Consider the following 20117-nt stretch of genomic DNA (forward strand, 5'->3'; position numbering starts at 1 on the left):
CCACGCGCCCCAAGCGCGGCGCTACACCGTTTCCGGCCCGGTTGCCGGATCAGCCAGCAGCATGCCCGCCCGCTGCGACAGATCCTGGGCTGCAGGAATCGCCTGATAGCGGGCGAGCCGGACTCGCATGTCCTCTGCTGCCGCCCGGACTTTCACGGACTGGACGCCTTCGGCGCAGTCCAGGAACTCCGCCCACGTCGCGAGTGCTCCGTCGAGGTCGCCTTCCTGAAGGTGGATCTCGCCGAGGTTGCCGAGAACGGCGGCTCTGCTACGGCGGCGGTCGAGGCCGTGGATCTCCATGGCTTCGCGCAGCTGGACTCGGGCGCCCGCGGTGTCGCCCATGCGGGCCAGGATCATCCCGGCTGAATGCGCCCACCGGCCGATGCTGAAGTGGCCGGCCCAGGACTCCCCGGCAGGAGCGTCTGCCGCCCGTTCGATCTGGTCCTGGGACGCTTTGAGGGCCTTCGCGGCAAGCCGGTGGTTGCCGTCCAGGGCGGCGGCCTCGGCATGCGTGGACCGGTAGTAGGCGATAGCCCGAGGGTCGCTCAGATCGCGCGCCTGGTCCATGCACCGTTCCGCGAGAGCGAGGGCCTCGGCGCGATAGCGGGGACCCATGGCGATGGACTGCACGGTCATGCCGCGTAACGCGGTCGCGGCCAACTCGGGTTCGCCGGCTTCGTCGGCGAGCCGGAACGCGCTGGCGTAGTACTGCCGGGCTACCCCCTGGTCAGCCGGGCCGTCGAGGTCCTGGGCCATCCAGCCGATGAGGTGGGACAGCTGAGAGGTCGCCGCGAACAGGGCTCGGCCGGTCTGCTCGGTGTACCGGCCCCTGAGCCAGGGGCCGACGTTGGCCGTGAGGTAGCGGGTAGCCAGGTGCTTGGCGTGGCCTCCGCCGTACTCGGCTGCCAGGTCGCCGAGCGTGGTGACCATCTGGTGGATCGCGCGGACCTCGCCCTTCCCGACGCGTACGGCTCCGGGCACAGGACTGGTCACCCTGCGGGTGATGGCCTCGGGGTCCGGGACACCCAGGAGCGAGAGCGCGGCGCCGCTGGATGTGGCGAGGAATCCTCTGCGGTCCACTGGACTCCCTTCCAGCGCGAGTATCACCTCCACGGTATCGACAGGGGTGAACGTTGGCTCCACAGCGGTGGTGTACGGGTGTTCGTGCGGCGGCACGAACCCGAGGTGCTCGGGCCCGACTCCGAAGGCAGCCCACAGCGCGGCTGAGCAGTCCGGCCGCGGCCATCCTGGAGCGTCTGACTCCCACCTGCGGTAGGTGCGCTCGGAGACTTCGAAGGACGGGTCATCCAGGGCTTTCTGCCCGGCACGGCTGACCCCGTCGGCGCCTCTCTTCTGAGTCAGCCATCCCTGGTCGAGCCTTGCTGCCCGCAGCCGGTGATTGATCGTCACTCCAGCCTCCCAACAAGGTGGAGGACCACAGCTACTGCGTCGGACGTCGGTAGGCAAGCCGGACAATCTGCCGCGGTCGCGGAATGGCCGCTCAATGGCCGCTCCGTGTCCTGGCTGTGGCCGCAGCCGGGCCCGGAGACTTCCTTTCGCTCACTCTCTCCGGGCTCTGCGCCCACTGGAGGTCTCACGGCAAAATGGGCGTCACCAGTGATCAACACGAGTCGTCGGCTCCGTGCGCACCGTCGGGCAGCCAGCTGCTCGACGGGACGGTCGCGAGCCTCGCCGCGCGCGTTCAGCGCCTGACGGCTGAGTATCAGGCCCCAGTGCTGGCCCTGGGCGTCTTCGAGCGGGTCGGCTCCAACTGGCTGTCCGACTCGCTGCGCCAGGCCATGCCGCAGCACAACGAACCCTTCCGCCAGCAGTTGAGCCGTGAGCATCCGCTCTCGCCCGCTGACCGCGTTCCGCCGAGCCTGCACGAGACCGGACTGGGCGGGCTGGACCGGCACCAACTGGTGTGCGCGCTCTGCGACCTGCACGGACCCGACCGGCACTTGGTCAAGGAAACCAACCTGTTCTTCGCTGTCGACACGGTGCTCGGGCTCCTGCCTCGGTCGCCGGCCATCGTCCTGACCCGGGCCCCCATCGGGATCGCGTCTTCGTTCGCACGCGGGCGTCTGTGGGAGCGCTGGCGGTACGGCGACCGGTACGCCCAGGTGTCGGCCTCGGCCCGCGCCCCACGCTGGCGTGCCTCGTTCGCCGCGCTCCTGCCGGACGACCGCCCGGACCCGTCCACCGCCCTGGGGCGGCTGCTCGCGGTCAACGCGCTGCTGCTGGCCCGGACGTTGCACGACCCGGTCACCGGTGCCCGGCCCCGGCTGGTCATCCCGTACGAGCGGCATGTGGCCGACCGCGCAGCCACACGGTCCGCCCTGGCCCGCTTCCTGGACATTCCGGCGCCTGCGCTTGTGGAGCCGCAGCCGAACCAGGGCCAGGATGCCGCGCATGCAACGTTCGCCACCACCCGGCACAAGGACCAGCTGATCGCCGAACTCTCCCGCGGCGACGCGGCCCGAGTCAGTGACTCGGTCGCCGCGACGATCGAGTGCGCCCGGCAGACGCTCGCCCCGGACGTCACGCGCACAGCTGCGGAATGGCTGGCCGGTGACGATCTGTACGAACTCCACGCCCCTGTGGCCCGTGCCTCGTCCGGGTTCCGGCCGGCTTCTGTGCCTGTTGTGATGCCGAGGCCTGACTACCCCCCGGCTTCCGGGGTGCGGTGGCGCAACCTGCTGGTCACCAACACGGAGATGGCGGAGCTGCTGACTCTGCTGCACGCGGGAGGCGCGCCGAACAGCAGGCTGGGCACCAACCTGCTGGTCTGTCCGATGCCTCACGAACGGGGCGGGCGGCTGCACTTCGACCGTGCATCGAGGCAGTGGCGGGTGAGCCGTGGGTACGAGGAGCATCCGGCGTACTGGGTGACCTGGCTCGGGGCGGCGCTCATGGCCGCCTGGTCCGGGGCCCGGTTGCCCACCCGCGTCGAGGCCCTGGAGGCAGCGGCCGGGCGCCGGGCCTCCAACTGCGACTATGCGGTGGGCGACACGTGCCCGGTGGCCGAGCCCGGCCTTGGGCGTGGCGACGTCCACCACGTGATCGGCAATGTCCAGGTGTGGTGTGCTGACGGCCCGGAGCAGGTCGAGGACCAGCCGTTGCAGCGGTACCTGGCCGGTGCCGCCTGGAACACGCCGGGCACCTGGGAGGCGGCCGCCGCCGAACGGTCCCGCTACCTGTTGGGCTCATCGCGCGGTGTCGGGGTGCGCCTGGTGCGCGACCCCGGCACCACCGACACCGCCCGGCTCGGCGCGTGGGAGCTGGCCAACCTGCTCAACCGGTGGACAACGGTGGCCGACAGCGACGCCCGGACCACTCCGGGCGCTCTGGACCGTCTCCTGCTCAGGGCTGTGGAGTCATAGCCCGATGGCGGACTTGGGCCCCACGTACGACCCGGCTCCCGGGAAGCCGTCCCGGCACAGCTTGACGAACAGCTCGCTGAAGCCGAGGCCGGTCAGGTCGTCGAGCGGAACGAACTCGACCGCGTGGATCGGCCGGGTGTCCGCGCCTTCGGTGACGGCGCCGATCTCTCCGCCGACGACGCGGACCTCGAAGGTGATGTGGACGACGCGAGCCCGGACGTTGTCGCACAGGTACAGCAGCCGGCCGATCTCGACGTCGGTGCCGGTCTCTTCCCGCATCTCTCTGACCAGCGCTTGTTCGAGGGTCTCGCCGTCCTCGACCTTGCCGCCGGGCAGGGACCAGCGGCGCGGCCCGTCTGTGTCCTGGTGCAGAAGAAGAATCGTGTCGTCGCGGATGACGATGCCTGTGACGCGTGTGTGCATTCGCCGACGCTACCGCCCGTAGAGAAGGGACACCGATGAGTCAGACAACGGCCGTGGCGGTGGCCCCGGTGGTGATCGCCGCAGGAGGTCTTGGTACGCGCGTGGGCGGGTGGTCGCCGTACCTGCCGAAGGAACTCCGGCCCGTGCGAGGCAGGCCGGGGCTGGCACACATCGTGGACGAGGCGGGGGCGATGGGCGCCGTGCGTGCCGTGGTGGTCCATCACCGTTACTACACGCCGCTCGTGCCGTGGACCCGGCAGGTTCTGGCTCCGGGAGCACTGGCCCGGTACCAGGTGCTCGCTCGACAGCCGGTCGCCGGGCCGCGCCCTGCTGACCGCCTACGGGTGGACTTCATCCCGCAGCAGGGCCGGTACGCCGACATCACCTCGGTGCTGGAGGGGGCCGAACATCTGCGCGCGGAGGACGTCTACGTGGTGTTCGCTGACAATGTCGACGTCACGCACACCGCTCTGCCCCTGCTCGCCGCTGCGGTGACACCGGGTGTACCGGCGGTGCTGGCCTCCCCGTTCGACGTGGACGCGGCCGGAACCTACGGCGTGATCGTGTGCGACGGCAGGGGGCCCGTGCAGAGGATGCTCGGGCTTGTCGAGAAACCCGGCCGCTCGGAGGCATGCCGGCTGCTCGCCGAGCACGGTGCCGATTCCCTGCGGCTCTTGCAGGGCCGCATGCGCATCACGCAGAACCTGCTGAACGATCTCGGCGTAGCCGAGGCGGGTTCCGCGAGCGAGCCGAAGCTCTCCCTGGAGCTCGCCGCCTACGCTCACGCCCATCCTGTCGACGTCGTCACCACCACCCAGCCCATGACGGACCTCGGGCTGGACAGCAGCGACCTGTGACTCCTCGCCGTCGGGGTTCTCGTGGCTACGCTCCCGCGTGACGGACGACTTCACCGCGCTCCGGTCAGAGCGCTAGGAGTTGAGCTCCGCCAGTACGCGTAGTGTGCGGGGGTCCGAGGTCAGGGCCAGGAGGTCGGTGATCGGGGACTTGCGCCATGACTCCAGGCGTTCGGCTATCCGTTCGCGGGGGCCGACCAGGGAGATCTCGTCGGCGAACGCGTCCGGGACGGCCCGTACGGCCTCCTCCCGGCGGCCGGACAGGAACAGCTCCTGGATCCGCCGCGCCTCGTCCGCGTACCCCATGCGTGCCATCAGGTCGGCGTGGAAGTTGCGGGCCGCGTGCCCCATGCCGCCGATGTAGAAGCCGAGCATGGCCTTGACGGGGAGCAGCCCCGCGGCGACATCGGCACAGACCCTGACCTGGGCCATGGGGGCGACGAGAAAACCCGCGGGCAGGTCCTGGACGGCGGGCCCGTACACCTCGGGCCGGCTCGGCGCCCAGTACAGCGGCAGCCAGCCGTCGGCGATCCGGGTGGTCTGGGCGACGTTCTTCGGGCCCTCGGCGCCGAGCAGCACCGGCAGGTCCGGGCGGAGCGGATGGGTGATCGGCTTGAGCGGCTTGCCCAGGCCGGTGGCGTCCGGGCCGCGGTAGGGCAGCGGGTGGAAGCGGCCGTCCACGGCCACCGGCGCCGCCCGGCGCAGCACCTGCCGTACGACGTCGACGTACTCCCGGGTCGCGGTCAGCGGCGAGCGCGGGAACGGGCGGCCGTACCAGCCCTCCACGACCTGCGGCCCGGACAGCCCGAGGCCGAGCAGCATCCGCCCGCCGGAGAGATGGTCCAGGGTGAGGGCGTGCATCGCGGTGGTGGTGGGGGAGCGGGCCGCCATCTGGGCGACCGCCGTGCCCAGCCGGATCCGCGTGGTGTGCGCGGCGATCCAGGCCAGCGGGGTGAACGCGTCCGAGCCCCAGGACTCCGCCGTCCACACCGAGTCGTAGCCGAGCCGCTCCGCCTCCCGGGCCAGCGGCACCTGGTCAGCGGAGGGGCCGCGCCCCCAGTAGCCGAGTGCCAGACCGAGCCGCATGCCCGCCTCCTGACGGTCCATCAGACAACGGGGCGACTGTACGGCAACGGCCCCCCGCCCGGAAGGGCGAGGGGCCGGAGGGGCGAGGGGCCGGAAGCGACGGCAGTGGACCGGCGGCTCAGCCGCGCTGGATACCGGAGGTGTCCTGGAGCACACCGCGGCGGCCGTCCTGGGTCTGCGCGACCAGCTGCGCACCGCGCTGCTCGACCGCCAGGTACCAGGTGCCCGGCGCCAGTTCGGCGATCGGGGCCGAGCCGTCCTCGGCGAACAGCGGCCGCGGCACCGGCACGGCGAACCAGAACGGCGAGAACTCCGCGGCCTGGGCCCGCTGCGGGGCCGGCGGCTGCTGGCCGAACGGATCGAACGGCTGGCTCTGCTGCGGCTGGCCGCCGTACGGCTGCTGCTGCGGCGGCTGCTGCTGCGCGGCGCCGGGGTAGCCGTACGCGCCCTGGGGCTGGGCGCCGTAGGGCTGCGGGGCGGCCGGCTTGGGGGCCGGGATCAGACCGGCCTGGAGGGCGGGCACCAGCGGGCCGGCGATGGCCGCCCCCGCCATGACCAGGGTGGCGATGAGGGCGATGACGAGACCGGTGCCGGCGCTCGGGCCGTCGCTGGAGTTGCTCAGGTTGTCCGCGGCACCCGCCGGGTCGATGACATTGCCGAGCGCGCTCCACGCGGCGAAGACCGTGAGGGCCACACCGAGCGGACCGAGGTCGAGGCCGACCACCTTGGGGGGCTGCGGCAGCAGCCGGATGACGACGAGGAGCGCGGCGCCGATGATCCCCGCGAGTACGACGCTGAACATGACCGGCCCGCTCGCCCACAGGCTGGGCAGGTCGATGTTGCTCGGTACCCCGTTGTACGAGTAGTTGTCGAGGAACGACGCGATGAACAGCAACACCGCTGCTCCGATCACCACGCCGTCGCCCCTAGTGAGGGAGCGGATATTCACTTCAGATCCTTCGTAGGTCGTCTCGTCGTCAGTGGAGGCGTCGCTGTCACCGTGTGTCGCCCCTCAAGGGCCCGGTGCGAAGCGCGGGGGGTGGCCCCTCATCGTAGGCCGACCCTACCTTCCGTACGATCACGGTGTCCGCCCGGTGCGGTCCGCGGGACCCTACCCGCGCAGGAAACTCACGATTCCCTCAGAGATCCCCTCCGCCGCCTTCTGCCGCCAGGCGCCGCTGGTCAACCGTGCCGCGTCCTTGCTGTCGCGCATGTTGCCGCACTCGATGAAGACCTTGGGAACCGTTGACAGATTGAGACCGCCCAGGTCCGCGCGGGTGACGAGACCGGTGCCGCCGCCGACGTAGTTGGCGGGCGCGCTGCCCGTGGCCCGCACGAAGTTGCCCGCGATCCGCTCGCCGAGGTCGCGGGAGGGGGCGACGATCGGGCGGGTGTCGGCGCCGCCGGCGTGCACGGAGCCCGGCAGGATCACATGGAACCCGCGGTTGCCCGTCGCCGAGCCGTCCGCGTGGATCGAGATCGCCGCGTCCGCGTGCGCGGTGTTGCCGATCCGGGCCCGCTCGTCCACGCACGGTCCCCACGGGGGCTCGTCCCGGTCGTGGGTCAGCTTCACCGTGGCGCCCTGCTGCTCCAGCAGGGTGCGCAGCCGGTGGGACACGTCCAGGGTGAACTGGGCCTCCGGGTAGCCGTCGTCGGTGGCCGTGCCCGTCGTATCGCATTCCTTCCGGCCTGTGCCGATATCGACCTTGCGGTTGATCTCTGCCGTATGCCGGAAGTTTCCTGAGTTGTGCCCCGGGTCGATGACGACCACCTTGCCCGCGAGCGGCTCGGAGCCGGTGGCGCCCGGTGCCGCGGCCGTCGGCTTCCCGTCGTCGCCGGGGGAGGATCGGGGGGAGGCGGAGTCCGGCGAGGCGGAGTCCGGTGAGCCGGTCGGTGGCGTCGAGCGCCCGGCGGACGCCGAGGACGCCGCTGGGGGCGTGGACGCGCCGCCGGCCGCGGCGGAGCCGTCCGAGCCGCCCACCGCCTGGTACACGAGCCAGCCGAGCAGCGCGCCCGGCACCAGGGCGGCCAGCGCCACCGTGAGCGGGCGCCGGGAGCGGCGCGGCCGCGGGGGTTCGAAGTCGGGGCCTACGTACGACACGGGTGCCACCCTAGTGGGCGTTGACGGTGTCCACCGGATCTCCCTGACGGCTGCGTCCGGCGAGCGCCGGGCTCAGATCCCCGTCCCCGTTCGCCGTAGTACGCGCAGCGAACCGTGGGCCGAGGTCTCGGTGAACGCGCCGGATGCCAGCGCTCTGCGCCAGATCCGGTACGGGGCCTGGCCGGTGAACTCGTCCACCGGGTCCGGGAACACGTCGTGGACGGCGAGCAGGCCGCCCTCGGCCACGTGCGGGGCCCAGCCCTCGTAGTCGGCGCCAGCGTGCTCGTCGGTGTGGCCGCCGTCGATGAAGACGAGCCCGAGCGGGGAGTTCCAGAGGGCGGCGATCCGCGGCGAGCGGCCGACCAGGGCGACGACGTGTTCCTCCAGGCCCGCCCGGTGCAGCGTCCTGCGGAACGCGGGCAGCGTGTCCATCAGGCCGACCTCGGGATCGACCGTCTCCGGGTCGTGGTACTCCCAGCCCGGCTGCTGCTCCTCGCTGCCGCGGTGGTGGTCCACGGTGAGCGCGCTCACCCCGCTTTGCCGGGCGGCGTCCGCCAGCAGCACCGTGGAGCGTCCGCAGTACGTGCCGATCTCCAGCAGCGGGAGGCCCAGCTGTCCTGCCTCTACGGCCGCCGCGTGCAGCGCGAGGCCCTCGTCCGGGGGCATGAACCCCTTCGCCGCCTCGAACGCGGCCAGGGTCTCGGGCGGTGGCGCCGGGGGCATGGGGGTCCTCTCGGGGGGGCATGTGCGTACGGTCGCTTATGCTGCCGCACGCTCGGCCACGTGGGGGTTCGGGGTTGGCGGGCGTCGTGTGCGGCTGCGGGTGCGTTGTGGTTGATCGCGCAGTTCCCCGCGCCCCTATCGGGGCGCGTCTCCGTGGACGTCCATTGGCAAGGTCGCGGCTGCGGGTGCGTTGTGGCTGGTCGCGCAGTTCCCCGCGGGTGCCTGCCGGCGGGGCTCAGCTGCGCGGGGGTTCGGGGTTGCTGGGCGTCGTGTGCGGGTGCGGGGCCGTTGTGGCTGGTCGCGCAGTTCCCCGCGCCCCTATCGGGGCGCGGCCGCACGTCGCATCCTCGCTGTCAGGCGGTGATGGTTTTGGTTGGTAGGGGGAGGTCCAGGGGGATCGGGTGTTCGTCGCCCGTGTGGGTTGCGGATGAGGCGTGTGGGCCGTGGCCGGTGGCCCGGGCCGCCACCACGTAGGCGCCCCCGGCGGGCACGGCGAGGGCGTAGCTGCCGTCCTCCGCGGAGAGGGTCGCGCCCGCCTGGCGGCCCCGGCGGTCTATCAGGGTGACCTTGGCGCGGGCGACCGGGGCGCCGTCGGCGTCCAGGACCCGGCCGTGGAAGCCGCGCAGCGCCCGCTCGGCGCGGTCCAGGTTGGCCTCCTCCTCGCTGCTCGCCCGCAGCTGCGAGGCGCGCTGGGGCTTCGGCAGGAACACGGCCAGGGCGAGGCCCACCGCGACCGCGGCCGTCGCGATCAGGAAGGAGACGCGGAAGCCGTGCATGGTCGGGATCGCGGTGCCGCCCACGGTGTGCGCCGTGTTGGCGAGCACCATGCCGATCACGGCGCTCGACACGGACGTACCGATGGAGCGCATCAGGGTGTTCAGGCCGTTGGCCGCGCCCGTCTCCGAGGCCGGGACCGCGCCGACGATCAGCGCGGGCAGCGAGGAGTACGCGAGGCCGATGCCCGCGCCGAGGATCACCGCGATGACGAGGCTCTGCCAGGGGGCGCTCATCAGGCCGAGGCCGGCGCCGTAGCCGATCGCGATGATCAGCATGCCGAGGATCAGGGTGACCTTGGGGCCGTACTTGGCGGACAGCCGGGCGTAGACGGGTGCCGTGAACATCATCGTCAGGCCGAGCGGCGCCACCAGCAGACCCGCGGCGACCATCGACTGGCCGAGGCCGTATCCGGTGGACCTCGGCAGCTGGAGCAGCTGGGGCAGGACGAGCGAGACGACGTAGAAGGAGACGCCGACCATGATCGAGGCGAGGTTGGTCAGCAGGACCTCGCGGCGGGCGGTGGTGCGCAGGTCGACGAGCGGCGCCTTGACGCGCAGCTCCAGCAGGCCCCACAGCAGCAGCACGGCGACGGCCGCGCCGAACAGGCCGAGCGTGGTGCCGGACGACCAGCCCCAGTCGCTGCCCTTGGTGACCGGCAGGAGCAGCAGGACCAGGCCCGCGGACAGGCCGAGCGCGCCGGGCAGGTCGAAGGAACCAGGGGCGCGCATCGGGGACTCGGGGACGGTCAGCAGGGTGAGGGCGATGGCGATCACGCCGAGGGCGGCGGCGCCGTAGAACAGGGCGTGCCAGTTCGCGTGCTGGGCGACCAGGGCCGCGCCCGGCAGCGCGAGGCCGCCGCCGACGCCGATCGAGGAACTCATCAGGGCCATCGCCGAGCCGAGCCGTTCGCGCGGCAGCATGTCGCGCATCAGGCCGATGCCGAGCGGGATCGCACCCATCGCGAAGCCCTGGAGCGTACGGCCCACGATCATCATGAGCAGCTGGCTCGTGACCGCGCTGATCAGTGCGCCGACCACCATCACCGCGAGGCTGGCTATGAGCAGGCGCCGCTTGCCGTACAGGTCGCCGAGGCGGCCCATGATCGGGGTGGCCACGGCGCCGGACAGCAGCGTCGAGGTGAGCACCCAGGTGGCGTTGCTGGGCGAGGTGGCCAGCAGCTGCGGCAGGTCCTTGATGACGGGGACGAGCAGGGTCTGCATCACCGCGACCGTGATGCCCGCGAAGGCGAGTACCGGGACCACGGTCCCGCTCGCGCTCCGGGTGGGCTGGTCGTTCGTGTGCGTCATGGAGTGAGGCCTCCGGGCCGGAAGTGGAGAGGTGGTCGGTGAACCGCGCGGGGTGGGTCTTCGGGGAACCTCGTATGCACGGGCAACTATTCCGTCGCTTCGGCTCCCTAACAAATCCTTGACCCGACCATGGGGATCTGATGTGCCGTCAGAAGACCGACAGGGGTCGCCGGAAGGCTGGCGTAATGGTGGAACACGTTCTAATCTGACGGCCATGAAGGCCTATGTAGCCGGGGTCGGGATGACCAGGTTCGAGAAGCCCGAGACCCGTGAATGGCAGTACTGGGACATGGCGCGGGAGGCGGGCGGCGCAGCCCTCGCCGACGCCGGAATCACGTACTCCGAGGTGGAACAGGTTCCCGTCGGCTACTGCTTCCAGCCCTCCACGGCCGGCCAGCGCGCCGCCTACGAACTCGGACTGACCGGCGTCCCCGTCTACAACCTGAACAACAACTGCGCCACCGGATCCACCGCGCTGATGCTGGCCCGGCAGCTCGTCGAGGGCGGCTGCGACTGCGTGCTGGCGCTCGGCTTCGAGAAGATGCGGCGGGGCGCGCTCGGGGCGGGCACCGACGGCGGGGACTTCGCGACCTCCCCGGTCGCCCGGCACTACGGCGTGCTGGCGGCCCGGCACGGCTTCGCGGCGACCCCGCCGACCGCGCAGATCTTCGGCGCCGCGGCCCGCGAGCACATGGACCTCTATGGCACGACCGAGGCGCAGCTCGCCGCCGTCGCCGCCAAGAACCACCGGCACTCCGCGCACAATCCGTACGCCCAGTTCCGGGACGTGTACGACGTCGCCGAGGTGCTCGCCTCCCGCACCGTGCACCGGCCGCTCACCAAGCTCCAGTGCTCGCCCACCTCGGACGGCGCGGCGGCGGCCGTGGTGGTGTCCGAACGGTTCGCCGCACGGCACGGTCTCGCCGGACTCGTCGAGATCGCCGGGCAGGCCATGACCACCGACACCGAGGAGTCCTTCGCGTCCGGTTCCTGCATCGACGTCGTCGGACAGCCGATGTCCCGCGCGGCAGCCCGGCAGGCGTACGAGCGGGCCGGGCTCGGCATCGAGGACGTGGACGTGGTGGAACTGCACGACTGTTTCTCCATCAACGAACTGCTCACCTACGAGGCGCTCGGCATGTGCGGGCCAGGGGAGTCCGGCAAGCTCGTCGAGTCCGGGGCGACCACGTACGGCGGGCGCTGGGTGGTCAACCCGTCGGGCGGGCTGATCTCCAAGGGACATCCCCTGGGCGCCACCGGCCTCGCCCAGGTCGCCGAGCTGGTATGGCAACTGCGCGGCCGCGCGGGGGAACGGCAGGTGGCCGGGGCGCGGGTCGGACTGGCCCACAACATCGGCCTGGGCGGCGCGGCGGTGGTGACGCTGGTACGGGCGGTGTAGGTCCGTCGGCCGTACGGTGGCCGGTGGTACAGGTCGACCGACCTGCGGACCGGCCGCGACCCCGCTCGCCTCGGGGGCGGCGCCGGTCTCGGCCGGTCCGGTCTCCGGGGAGGCGGGGCGGTGTTGACGCTGCCGTGGGCTGAGGTGGCGGGCGTGTTGCGATCACTGGGTGGCCGGTATGGAATGAACGCCGTAACGCACCGGCCGGCGCGGTGGTGTCCGGCTGCCGGACCGACCTCGGCGGGCACCGGATGCCGCAACCGTGACGCGCTGGGAGAATCCATGGCCGCGAAGCCGCCTGTGCCCCCGTTCACCCGGGAGAGTGCGATCGAGAAGGTCCGCCTGGCCGAGGACGCATGGAACAGCCGGGATCCCGAGCGGGTGGCCCTCGCCTACACGGCCGACAGCCGCTGGCGCAACCGCGGGGAATTCATCAACGGCCGCGAGGAGATCGTCGCCTTCCTCACCCGGAAATGGACCCGGGAGCAGGAGTACCGGCTCATCAAGGAGCTGTGGGCACACGACGCGAACCGTATCGCCGTGCGCTTCGCCTACGAGTGCCACGACGACTCGGGCACCTGGTACCGCTCGTACGGGAACGAGAACTGGGAGTTCGACGACGACGGCCTGATGCGGGTCCGCCTGGCCTCCATCAACGACCTCCCCATCAAGGCGGACGACCGCACCTACCACTGGCCCCTCGGCCGCCGCCCCGACGACCACCCCGGCCTGACCGACCTGGGCCTCTGACCATCCTGTCGTCAAGTCCCTGTCGTTCTCGCGCCGTTCGCCCGTTCGATGACGAGTGCCGCATGGCGTGGTGGGGCGGGGGCGTCGTACGAGGGGACGGTCACAGCCAGCCCTGGTGGCGGGCCCGCGTAGGGCGTTGTCGGTGACGGTCGGCCGCGCCGCCGCCTGCTGTCGGCAGTTGGGTGCCGGTGTGTCCGGCCAAGTGCCGCATGGCGTGGTGGGGCGGGCGTGGGGTGTCGTACGGGGGCGTGGTCAGCCCGGGTGGCGGGCCCGCGTAGGGCGTTGTCGGTGACGGTCGGCCGCTGCCTGCTGTCGGCAGTTGGGTGCCGGTGTGTCCGGCCGTGTGCCGTATGGCGTGGCGGGCGGGAGTTGGCGTACGAGGGGACGGTCACAGCCAGCCCTGGTGGCGGGCCTCGCGCAGGGCCTCCGTGCGGTTGCGGGTGCCCGTCTTGCCGATGGCCGCGGACAGGTGGTTGCGGACCGCCGACTCGGACAGACCCAGCTTCGCCGCGATGTCGGCGACGCTCGCGCCGTCCACCGACGCCTTCAGCACCTCGCACTCCCGGCCGGTCAGCGGATTCGGCCCGGCGCTCAGCGCGGCGGCGGCCAGCGCCGGGTCGACCACCGTCTCCCCGGTGAGCACGCGCCGGATCGCCACCGCCAGCTCCTCCACCGGCCCGTCCTTGACCAGGAATCCGGCCGCCCCGGCCGCCATGGCCCGGCGCAGCTGGCCGGGCCGGCCGAACGTGGTCAGGATCAGCACCCGGCAGTCGGGCGCCTGCGCGCGCAGCTCGGCCGCCGCCTCCAGGCCGCTCATACCCGGCAGTTCGCTGTCCAGCAGGGCCACGTCGGGCCGGTGCAGCAGCGCGGCGTCCACGATCGCGTCGCCCGCCGCGACCTGGGCGACGACCTCGATGTCGTCCTCCATGCCGAGCAGCAGGGCCAGCGCGCCACGCACCATGCCCGGGTCCTCGGCGAGCAGAACCCTGATCCCCCTGAGCGGGCGGTGCTCCTGCGGCATCTCGTTCACGAGGAACAGGCTAGATCGGGGCGCTTGCCGGGGCGCGTCGGGCGACAGGTCCGTGGCAGCCGGTGCCGCCGCTGACGCCGCCGCACTCGCTCATTCGGCGGTTGTCAGGGTCTGGGGGACAGCCAGGGCGATCTTTCCCCGCCGTGGTCCTCGCGCGGCGAGCGCGTGCGCGCGGGCGGCCTGTGTCATGGCGAACACCTCCTGCACGGGAAGGCGGAAGCGGCCTTCTGCGAAGAGCGCGGCCGCGGCGGCGAGACCATGGTGTCCGTTCGGCTCGCCGCCCAGCTCGCCGGACGAAAGACGGACCCCGAGCTGCCGGGCGGTGAAGTCGGCGATCGTGACGACCGAGTCCGCCGTGCCGGTGAGCGCGACGAGTTCGGGGAGGGAGCCGGCACCGGCGACGTCGAGCGCGAGGTCGACCCGGCCGTTCCACAGCGCGCGGACCCGCTCCGGCAGCCCCTGGCCATAGGTGGTGGGGAGCGCGCCGAGCCCGGCGATGAAGGTCTGGTTCGCCGGGCTGCCCGTGCCGATGACACGGGCGCCCCGGGCGACGGCCAGCTGCACGGCGACGCTGCCGACGCCGCCTGCCGCGCCATCGATCAGCAGCGTGGTTCCTTCGCGTACGTCGAGCAGGTCGAGCACCCGGGTCGCCGTCTCGACGCTCGTACCGCTCGCGCCGGCCTCTTCCCACGACATCGACGCCGGTTTCGCCGTCCAGAACCTCAATACGGCGAACTCGGCGCTCGCCCCGCCGAGCCGTGCGACATCGACCGCGCCGAACACCTCGTCCCCGACCGCGGTACCGGTGACATCCGGACCCACCTCGTCGACGACTCCAGCCGCGTCGACCCCCGGAATGTGCGGCAGAGCGATCTTCTCGCTCGACGGCAACCGTCCGGCGCGCAGCGCGACATCGGCCGGCGAGACGCCGGCGGCTCTGACCCTGACGCGTACTTCGCCCCGCCCCGCGTGGGGCTCGGGAAGCGCGCCCACGGACAGCACTTCGGGAGGACCGAACCGGTCGAACCGCACTGCGAACACGAGTACCTCTCCCCACGTGGAGCGACAAGACCGCGGACTACCGTAGAAGCGAAAGAGGAACAGCCGTTCCAGATCGTGCGGAAGTGAGAGGCGGGCACAGCGCATTGACTCGGAAACGCCGTTCGGATGCCGAACACAATCAAAGGCGCATCGTGGCGACAGCGCGGGCCGCCTTTGCCGCAGACGGGCTGGACCTGCCGGTGCGTGAGATCGCCCGGCGTGCGGGCATCGGCGTCGCCACGGTCTACCGGCACTTTCCGTCGCGCGAGGATCTCATCGCCGCCGTGCTCGCCGAGCAGGTCACGCGGTGCGAGGAGGAGATGCGGGCCGCTCTCGCCGACCCGGACTCCCGGCGTGCGCTGCGCGGCACCATCCTCCGCTTCGCCGAACGGCAGGTACGTGACCGCGTCCTCAACGAAGCGCTGCTCGGCTCGCACGCGGCGGGCGCGGCCTTCACCGAACAACGCCGCGCACACGCGCAGGGGTTCGCGCGGCTGGTGGAACGCGCACGACATGACGGCGCCGTCCGCCAGGGGGTGTCGACCGAGGACGCACGCGTCGCCCTGAGGGCCATCAGCTCCTTCCGGGCTCACCCGGCCGAACGGGCATCGACCATTCCAAGACTGACCGACCTGCTGCTCAGCGGGGTACTGACCGAAGAATGACCTCGGGCACGGGCACCGCCAGCCGGGCGGTCGGCTCGCTCTGAGCGGGGCCCGCCGGTGCCGGTGTCACCCCGGGCGCACACCCTGCCGGGCTCCTCCGCTGAGACGAATCGGCAGACCGAACCGCTCTCCCGGCCGTCGGCACCCTGCGACTACGCACCGGATTGGCATCTTCGCCGCATTCATGGTCGGGTTCACCTTGAGAGAGTGTCCGCCTCAGGGGATTCCTCGCTGCCGGCCAGCCAGCGCACTCACAGAGGATCGGCCACCGCACTTCCAGCGGTCTGCGCGAACGTCACCAGCCATCCATACGCCACCACCTGGGCGAACATGTGACATTGGGGCTATCCCGGATGCTTCACGCCTATAGGGATTGGCCGGGCCATGTAGTGATTTTTCACTGATATAAGTTGGCCATACTCTGCCTGATGGTGCTGCCGACTGAGAACTCCGGGACGGGGCATTCTCGGCGGATGTGAGTGCGCCGCCAAAGGTGACGGTGGGCAGCCAACAGCCTCTGAAACCAGGGTAGTTATCGCTTCGCTGTGCCGGCGACCGAGCGACGGGCATTGCCCGTAAACCTTAAAATCACCCATAGGTAATTTTGATTCCATCGGAAATTATAACGCCGTTAATGCGTGGGTGAATTTACGATGCGGGGATCATGCATTTATGGGCCGGTAAAACGTGGTTCGTTGATGATGTCTCGTTTTCTGTTCAAGATCTTTACCGTGTGATGGGTGTTGTTGTTTTATGTGGCGGATTTGAAAGGGCTTGATGCCTGGCGTGGTTCGTGTCTGAAGGGGTGGGGCTGGATGCGTGTGCGTGTCCGAAGACCGGGTTGGTCGGGTGGTGCGCTGGCGGTGTTGACGGCCGGCGTGCTGGTGCTGGGGCCGCTGCCGTCGGTGGCGCAGGGGGCTGCGCAGTCCAGGGTGTCCGCCGTGTCGGACAGCAGCCCGGAGGGGAGTGAGGCTGCGCGGGCGTTGGCGACGGCGGCTGAGACGGGTGAGCGGGTCGAGGTGGTGGGGGAGCGGTCGTCGGATACGACCGTGTATGCCAACCCTGACGGTTCCACGCTGACGTTGGAGGAGTCGGCGGTTCCCGTGCGGGTGCCGGCGGCCGGTGGCGGCTGGCAGGCTCCGGACGCGACGCTGGTGCGGCAGGCGGATGGGTCGGTGGTACCGAAGGCCGCGGCTGTGGGGATGGAGTTCTCCGGTGGCGGGTCGCAGGAGCCGCTGGTGCGGATCGGGGACCGTGGCCGGTCCCTTGCGCTGGGATGGCCCGGGGCGCTGCCCGAGCCGGAGCTGGCCGGGGCGAGTGCCTTGTATCGGGATGTGTTCGACGGCGTGGATCTCAAGATCACGGCGTCTGCCGAGGGTTTCCGGCATGTGCTGATCGTCAAGACTCCCCAGGCTGCCGCGCAGCCCGAACTCCAGCAGATCGAGTACTCGTTGCAGACGGCCGGGCTGGGTGTCGTGGGTCACGACAGCGGCGGCTATCAGGCGGTCGACGAGAACGGCAACTGGGTGTTCCGTGCCCCGAGGGCGCAGATGTGGGACTCGGCCGGCTCCGGTGAGACCGTACCGCCCGCGGCCGGGTCCTCCGGTGCACGTGCATCTTCGTCCGGCCAGGCGGGGGAGGCCGGCGGCGGGGAGCCGGGGGTTGAGCCGAGGGCCGGTGACACGGTGAAGGCGGTGGCCACGCGGGTCGACGCGGACTCGCTGACCGTGGTGCCCGATGCGGGGATGCTGGCCGGCACGGACGCGGCAGACTTCCCGCTGAGCATCGATCCCTCGGTGTCCTGGGGTGAGGCGGAGCGCACGCTGCTGCGGTCGGACGGCTATGAGTCGTACGGCTGGGGCAACGGCAGCGACAACCAGGGCCAGGGGGTCGGCAAGTGCGGGACGTGGGGCGGTTATTACTGCGGTCCCGGGTATACGCAGCGTCTCTACTTCGAGTTCTCCCCGTCGAAGCTGAAGGGCAAGCACGTTCTGGACGCGACGTTCCGGGTGACCGAGCCGTGGGCGTTCCAGTGCGATCCGCGGTGGGTGCAGCTGTACCGGACGGGCAACATCTCGTCCTCCACCACGTGGGCATCGCGTCCGACGCACATCGACCTGGTGGGCGACCGCAACGTGTCCGCGGGGCGTGGCTCCGCGTGCGACCCGGACAAGCCGACGGCGCCGATCGAGTTCAACGACGACCCGAACGAGAGCTACGAGAATCTCACCCCGACGGTGAGGTCGTTCGCGGACGGCAAGTTCTCCCGCCTTACGCTCATGCTGAAGGCGAAGGACGAGGGCGACACCTCGGCGTGGAAGCGGTTCAGGAACGATGCCGTGCTGGCCGTCACCTATGTCGCCGAGCCCGGAGTGCCGACGAACCCTCTGGTGGCGAACACGTGTGAGACCAGCGCGTCGGATCCGGCGTGGATCTCGGATCTGACGCCGGCGCTGAGCGGCCAGGTCCAGACGGCGCCCGGCGGGGAGAGCGGGGCGAGTCTGCGGGCCCACTTCTATGTGCAGCGAAAGGACACCGACGGTACCTGGTCGGTCGTGGCGACCGAGCCGGTACGGCCCTCCAGCGGCTTTGTCGGGGACAACGCGAAGGTGACGGTCGACTCACCGGTCACTCTCCTGCAGAACACCTTGTACCGGATGAGGATCTCGACGCGCTCCTACTACGACAATGGCTCGACCTACCTGGAGGGCAGCACCACGGCGTCCACCAAGGGCTGGTGCTACTTCGAGATCGACTCGACCAGGCCCAAGGCGCCGTCCGTGACCACGCCGGACGGGGCGGTGTACAAGATCTGCCCGGATGACGGCGACGGCTGCACCACGGCGTCCGGCGGGCCGGGGATCGCGGGGCAGTTCACCTTCACCAAGAACGCGGCCGACAACAACATCAGCGCCTTCGAGTACAAGCTCGCCACCGACAAGAAATGGACGAAGGCACCGTCGACGGGCACGCTCACCCGGTCGATCAAACCCGCCCTGTCGGGCATTCAGGTGCTGTACGTGCGGGCGGTCGACAGCGTCGGAACCGGCCAGTCCGGTGAGACCACGGCGGTGCGCTTCAATGTCGCCGAGGGCGAAGGTCCCTCGGGGCTGTGGCACTTCGACGACGCGGCACCTGGTTCCGGGGCGACGAGCGCGGCCGATACAGGAACAGCCTCGGGTAGCCGGCACAACCTGACCCTGCGCGAGGCCGGAGCAGGCTGGTCGACCTTCTCCCGCACCGGTGACGCCGGCCGCTCACTGTGGCTGAACGACACCACCAACAGCGGCCAGCAGACCGGGTATGCGGAGAGCTCAGGAACGGTGGTGAACACCCAGTCCTCCTACACCGTCTCCGCCTGGGCCTACCCCACCGACAAAACCGCCTTCCGCACGGTGCTCTCCCAGACCGGCAGCGACAACAGAGGCTTCGAGCTCTACTACTCGCCGGGAGTGGACCGGTGGGTGTTCCTGATGCACTGGTACGAGAACGGCACACGCAAGTACATCGGTGCCAACGCCGACGTGACTGCGGGGATCACCCTGAAGGCGTGGACCCATCTGGCAGGCGTGTACGACGGTGACGCGCACACGCTGAGCCTGTTCGTGAACGGCCGCAGGCAGGGGGACCCGGTGCCGGTGCCGGAAGCGGGGTGGGCGACGGCCGTGGACGGCAACTTCCAGATCGGCCGTGCCGGCACCACCTACGGCAGCTACAACAACTACTGGAAGGGCCGTATCGACGAGGCAGCCGTGTTCCAGACCGTGCTGCCGGATGCAGAGGTCGCCAAGGTGGCCAAGCTGCTGAACGCGGACGAGAGCGCACGGGCCGTGGAACTGGTGGCCAACTGGCAGCCGCAGGGCAGCACCGGCACCGCGCCTATCGCGGACACGGTCAGCGGCTATGGGCGGAGCCTGCAGTTGAACGGCGGGGCGCAGATGGTCAACGACGCGATCGTGCTGGACGGTGTCGACGACTCGGTCACCACGCCGGGCCCGGTCGTGGACGACCGTGAGTCCTTCACGGTGACCACCGAGGTCACCTTGAACACACAGGTCCTCAACGGCAAACCGGACGGTTACACGGCGCAGGTTCTCGGCCAGCGGACCGCGGACGGGTCCGCGTGGGGGCTGTGGTACCAGCGCACCAGTTCCGAGGAGTACATCGATGATGAGACGGGTGATCTGCTGACCCGGCCTGTCGGGTTCTGGCGCTTCGGCCGCCTCGGCAGTGACGGATCGTTCGATGCAGTCGACTCCAACCAGGCGGCTTCCGACGGAGCGGTACGTCTGACCGGGGTCTACGACGCGCAAGAAGGGACGATCCGGCTGTATCTCGCTTCTACGCAGAACGGACCGGACACCCCCTACACCGCGGTGATCGGCTCGGACGAGTTCGCCGGCGGCAAGGGCTTCGTGAACAAGACGTGGGGCCACTACCTGCCGGGTGAGATCACCGACATCAGGATCTGGGCCGGGGCAGCAGAGCCAAACCAGGTCGGGCCGCTGGTCGGGGCGGCGCAGGACGACGCGAGCGACGACGCGTCCGGCTAATGCGGTGCGGTGGCCGGTGCTGCCC

The 20117-nt window shown here is 70.8% G+C and carries 15 protein-coding genes; 6 read left to right on the top strand and 9 right to left on the bottom strand.

The genetic code is table 11. The features are described 5' to 3' along the window. Nucleotides 1-21: 21 nt before the first annotated feature. Nucleotides 22-1080: an NsdA family TPR-like regulatory protein gene (locus tag CTZ28_RS03410; RefSeq protein ID WP_121888084.1), complete on the bottom strand. Its 1059-nt coding sequence runs from the start codon at nt 1078-1080 to the stop codon at nt 22-24. A 524-nt stretch (nt 1081-1604) separates the two neighbouring features. Here CTZ28_RS03410 and CTZ28_RS03415 point away from each other — a divergent pair. Continuing rightward, nucleotides 1605-3383 (top strand): SUMF1/EgtB/PvdO family nonheme iron enzyme, encoded by a 1779-nt coding sequence (locus tag CTZ28_RS03415; RefSeq protein WP_121887709.1) that lies wholly within the window; start codon nt 1605-1607, stop codon nt 3381-3383. Here the strand turns inward: CTZ28_RS03415 and CTZ28_RS03420 are convergent. After that, the gene (locus CTZ28_RS03420; RefSeq protein ID WP_121887710.1) at nt 3378-3806 is read right to left on the bottom strand and encodes an NUDIX domain-containing protein; all 429 of its coding nucleotides are present in this window, start codon (nt 3804-3806) and stop codon (nt 3378-3380) included. The two genes, CTZ28_RS03415 and CTZ28_RS03420, sit on opposite strands and share 6 nt — an antisense overlap. Before the next feature lie 35 nt (nt 3807-3841). On the opposite strand from CTZ28_RS03420, the gene CTZ28_RS03425 reads away from it, so the two are divergent. Beyond that, entirely contained in the window at nt 3842-4663 is an 822-nt protein-coding gene (locus CTZ28_RS03425; RefSeq protein WP_121887711.1) for an NTP transferase domain-containing protein, read from the top strand. 72 nt (nt 4664-4735) lie between these two features. Here CTZ28_RS03425 and CTZ28_RS03430 read toward each other — a convergent pair whose 3' ends face one another. From CTZ28_RS03430 to CTZ28_RS03450, 5 genes are all read right to left on the bottom strand, one after another. After that, nucleotides 4736-5746 (bottom strand): LLM class F420-dependent oxidoreductase, encoded by a 1011-nt coding sequence (locus CTZ28_RS03430; RefSeq protein WP_121887712.1) that lies wholly within the window; start codon nt 5744-5746, stop codon nt 4736-4738. 118 nt (nt 5747-5864) lie between these two features. Further along, entirely contained in the window at nt 5865-6695 is an 831-nt protein-coding gene (locus CTZ28_RS03435; protein ID WP_121887713.1) for a DUF5336 domain-containing protein, read from the bottom strand. Nucleotides 6696-6857: 162 nt separating this feature from the next. Continuing rightward, the gene (locus CTZ28_RS03440; protein WP_121888085.1) at nt 6858-7847 is read right to left on the bottom strand and encodes an N-acetylmuramoyl-L-alanine amidase; all 990 of its coding nucleotides are present in this window, start codon (nt 7845-7847) and stop codon (nt 6858-6860) included. 72 nt (nt 7848-7919) lie between these two features. Further along, nucleotides 7920-8570: a class I SAM-dependent methyltransferase gene (locus CTZ28_RS03445; protein WP_121887714.1), complete on the bottom strand. Its 651-nt coding sequence runs from the start codon at nt 8568-8570 to the stop codon at nt 7920-7922. A 353-nt stretch (nt 8571-8923) separates the two neighbouring features. Beyond that, a complete protein-coding gene (locus CTZ28_RS03450) occupies nt 8924-10654 on the bottom strand; it encodes an MFS transporter (RefSeq protein ID WP_121887715.1) in 1731 nt (576 codons plus the stop codon). A 214-nt stretch (nt 10655-10868) separates the two neighbouring features. Between CTZ28_RS03450 and CTZ28_RS03455 the strand changes: the two genes are divergently transcribed. Both CTZ28_RS03455 and CTZ28_RS03460 read left to right on the top strand, forming a co-directional pair. Beyond that, the gene (locus CTZ28_RS03455) at nt 10869-12053 is read left to right on the top strand and encodes a lipid-transfer protein (RefSeq protein WP_121887716.1); all 1185 of its coding nucleotides are present in this window, start codon (nt 10869-10871) and stop codon (nt 12051-12053) included. 282 nt (nt 12054-12335) lie between these two features. Then, complete coding sequence (locus tag CTZ28_RS03460; RefSeq protein WP_121887717.1) at nt 12336-12803, top strand: nuclear transport factor 2 family protein; 468 nt, start codon at nt 12336-12338, stop codon at nt 12801-12803. A 388-nt stretch (nt 12804-13191) separates the two neighbouring features. Here the strand turns inward: CTZ28_RS03460 and CTZ28_RS03465 are convergent, their stop codons facing one another. Beyond that, complete coding sequence (locus CTZ28_RS03465; RefSeq protein ID WP_121887718.1) at nt 13192-13824, bottom strand: response regulator transcription factor; 633 nt, start codon at nt 13822-13824, stop codon at nt 13192-13194. A 99-nt stretch (nt 13825-13923) separates the two neighbouring features. Next, nucleotides 13924-14874: an NADP-dependent oxidoreductase gene (locus CTZ28_RS03470; RefSeq protein ID WP_121887719.1), complete on the bottom strand. Its 951-nt coding sequence runs from the start codon at nt 14872-14874 to the stop codon at nt 13924-13926. Nucleotides 14875-15026: 152 nt separating this feature from the next. On the opposite strand from CTZ28_RS03470, the gene CTZ28_RS03475 reads away from it, so the two are divergent. Both CTZ28_RS03475 and CTZ28_RS03480 read left to right on the top strand, forming a co-directional pair. Further along, nucleotides 15027-15539, top strand: coding sequence for a TetR/AcrR family transcriptional regulator (locus tag CTZ28_RS03475; protein WP_259471455.1), 513 nt, complete (start codon nt 15027-15029; stop codon nt 15537-15539). A gap of 1049 nt (nt 15540-16588) precedes the next feature. Further along, nucleotides 16589-20092, top strand: coding sequence for a LamG-like jellyroll fold domain-containing protein (locus CTZ28_RS03480; protein WP_259471456.1), 3504 nt, complete (start codon nt 16589-16591; stop codon nt 20090-20092). The last annotated feature ends 25 nt before the right edge of the window (nt 20093-20117 follow it).

Source organism: Streptomyces shenzhenensis, assembly GCF_003688995.1.
GTDB lineage: Bacteria > Actinomycetota > Actinomycetes > Streptomycetales > Streptomycetaceae > Streptomyces > Streptomyces shenzhenensis_A.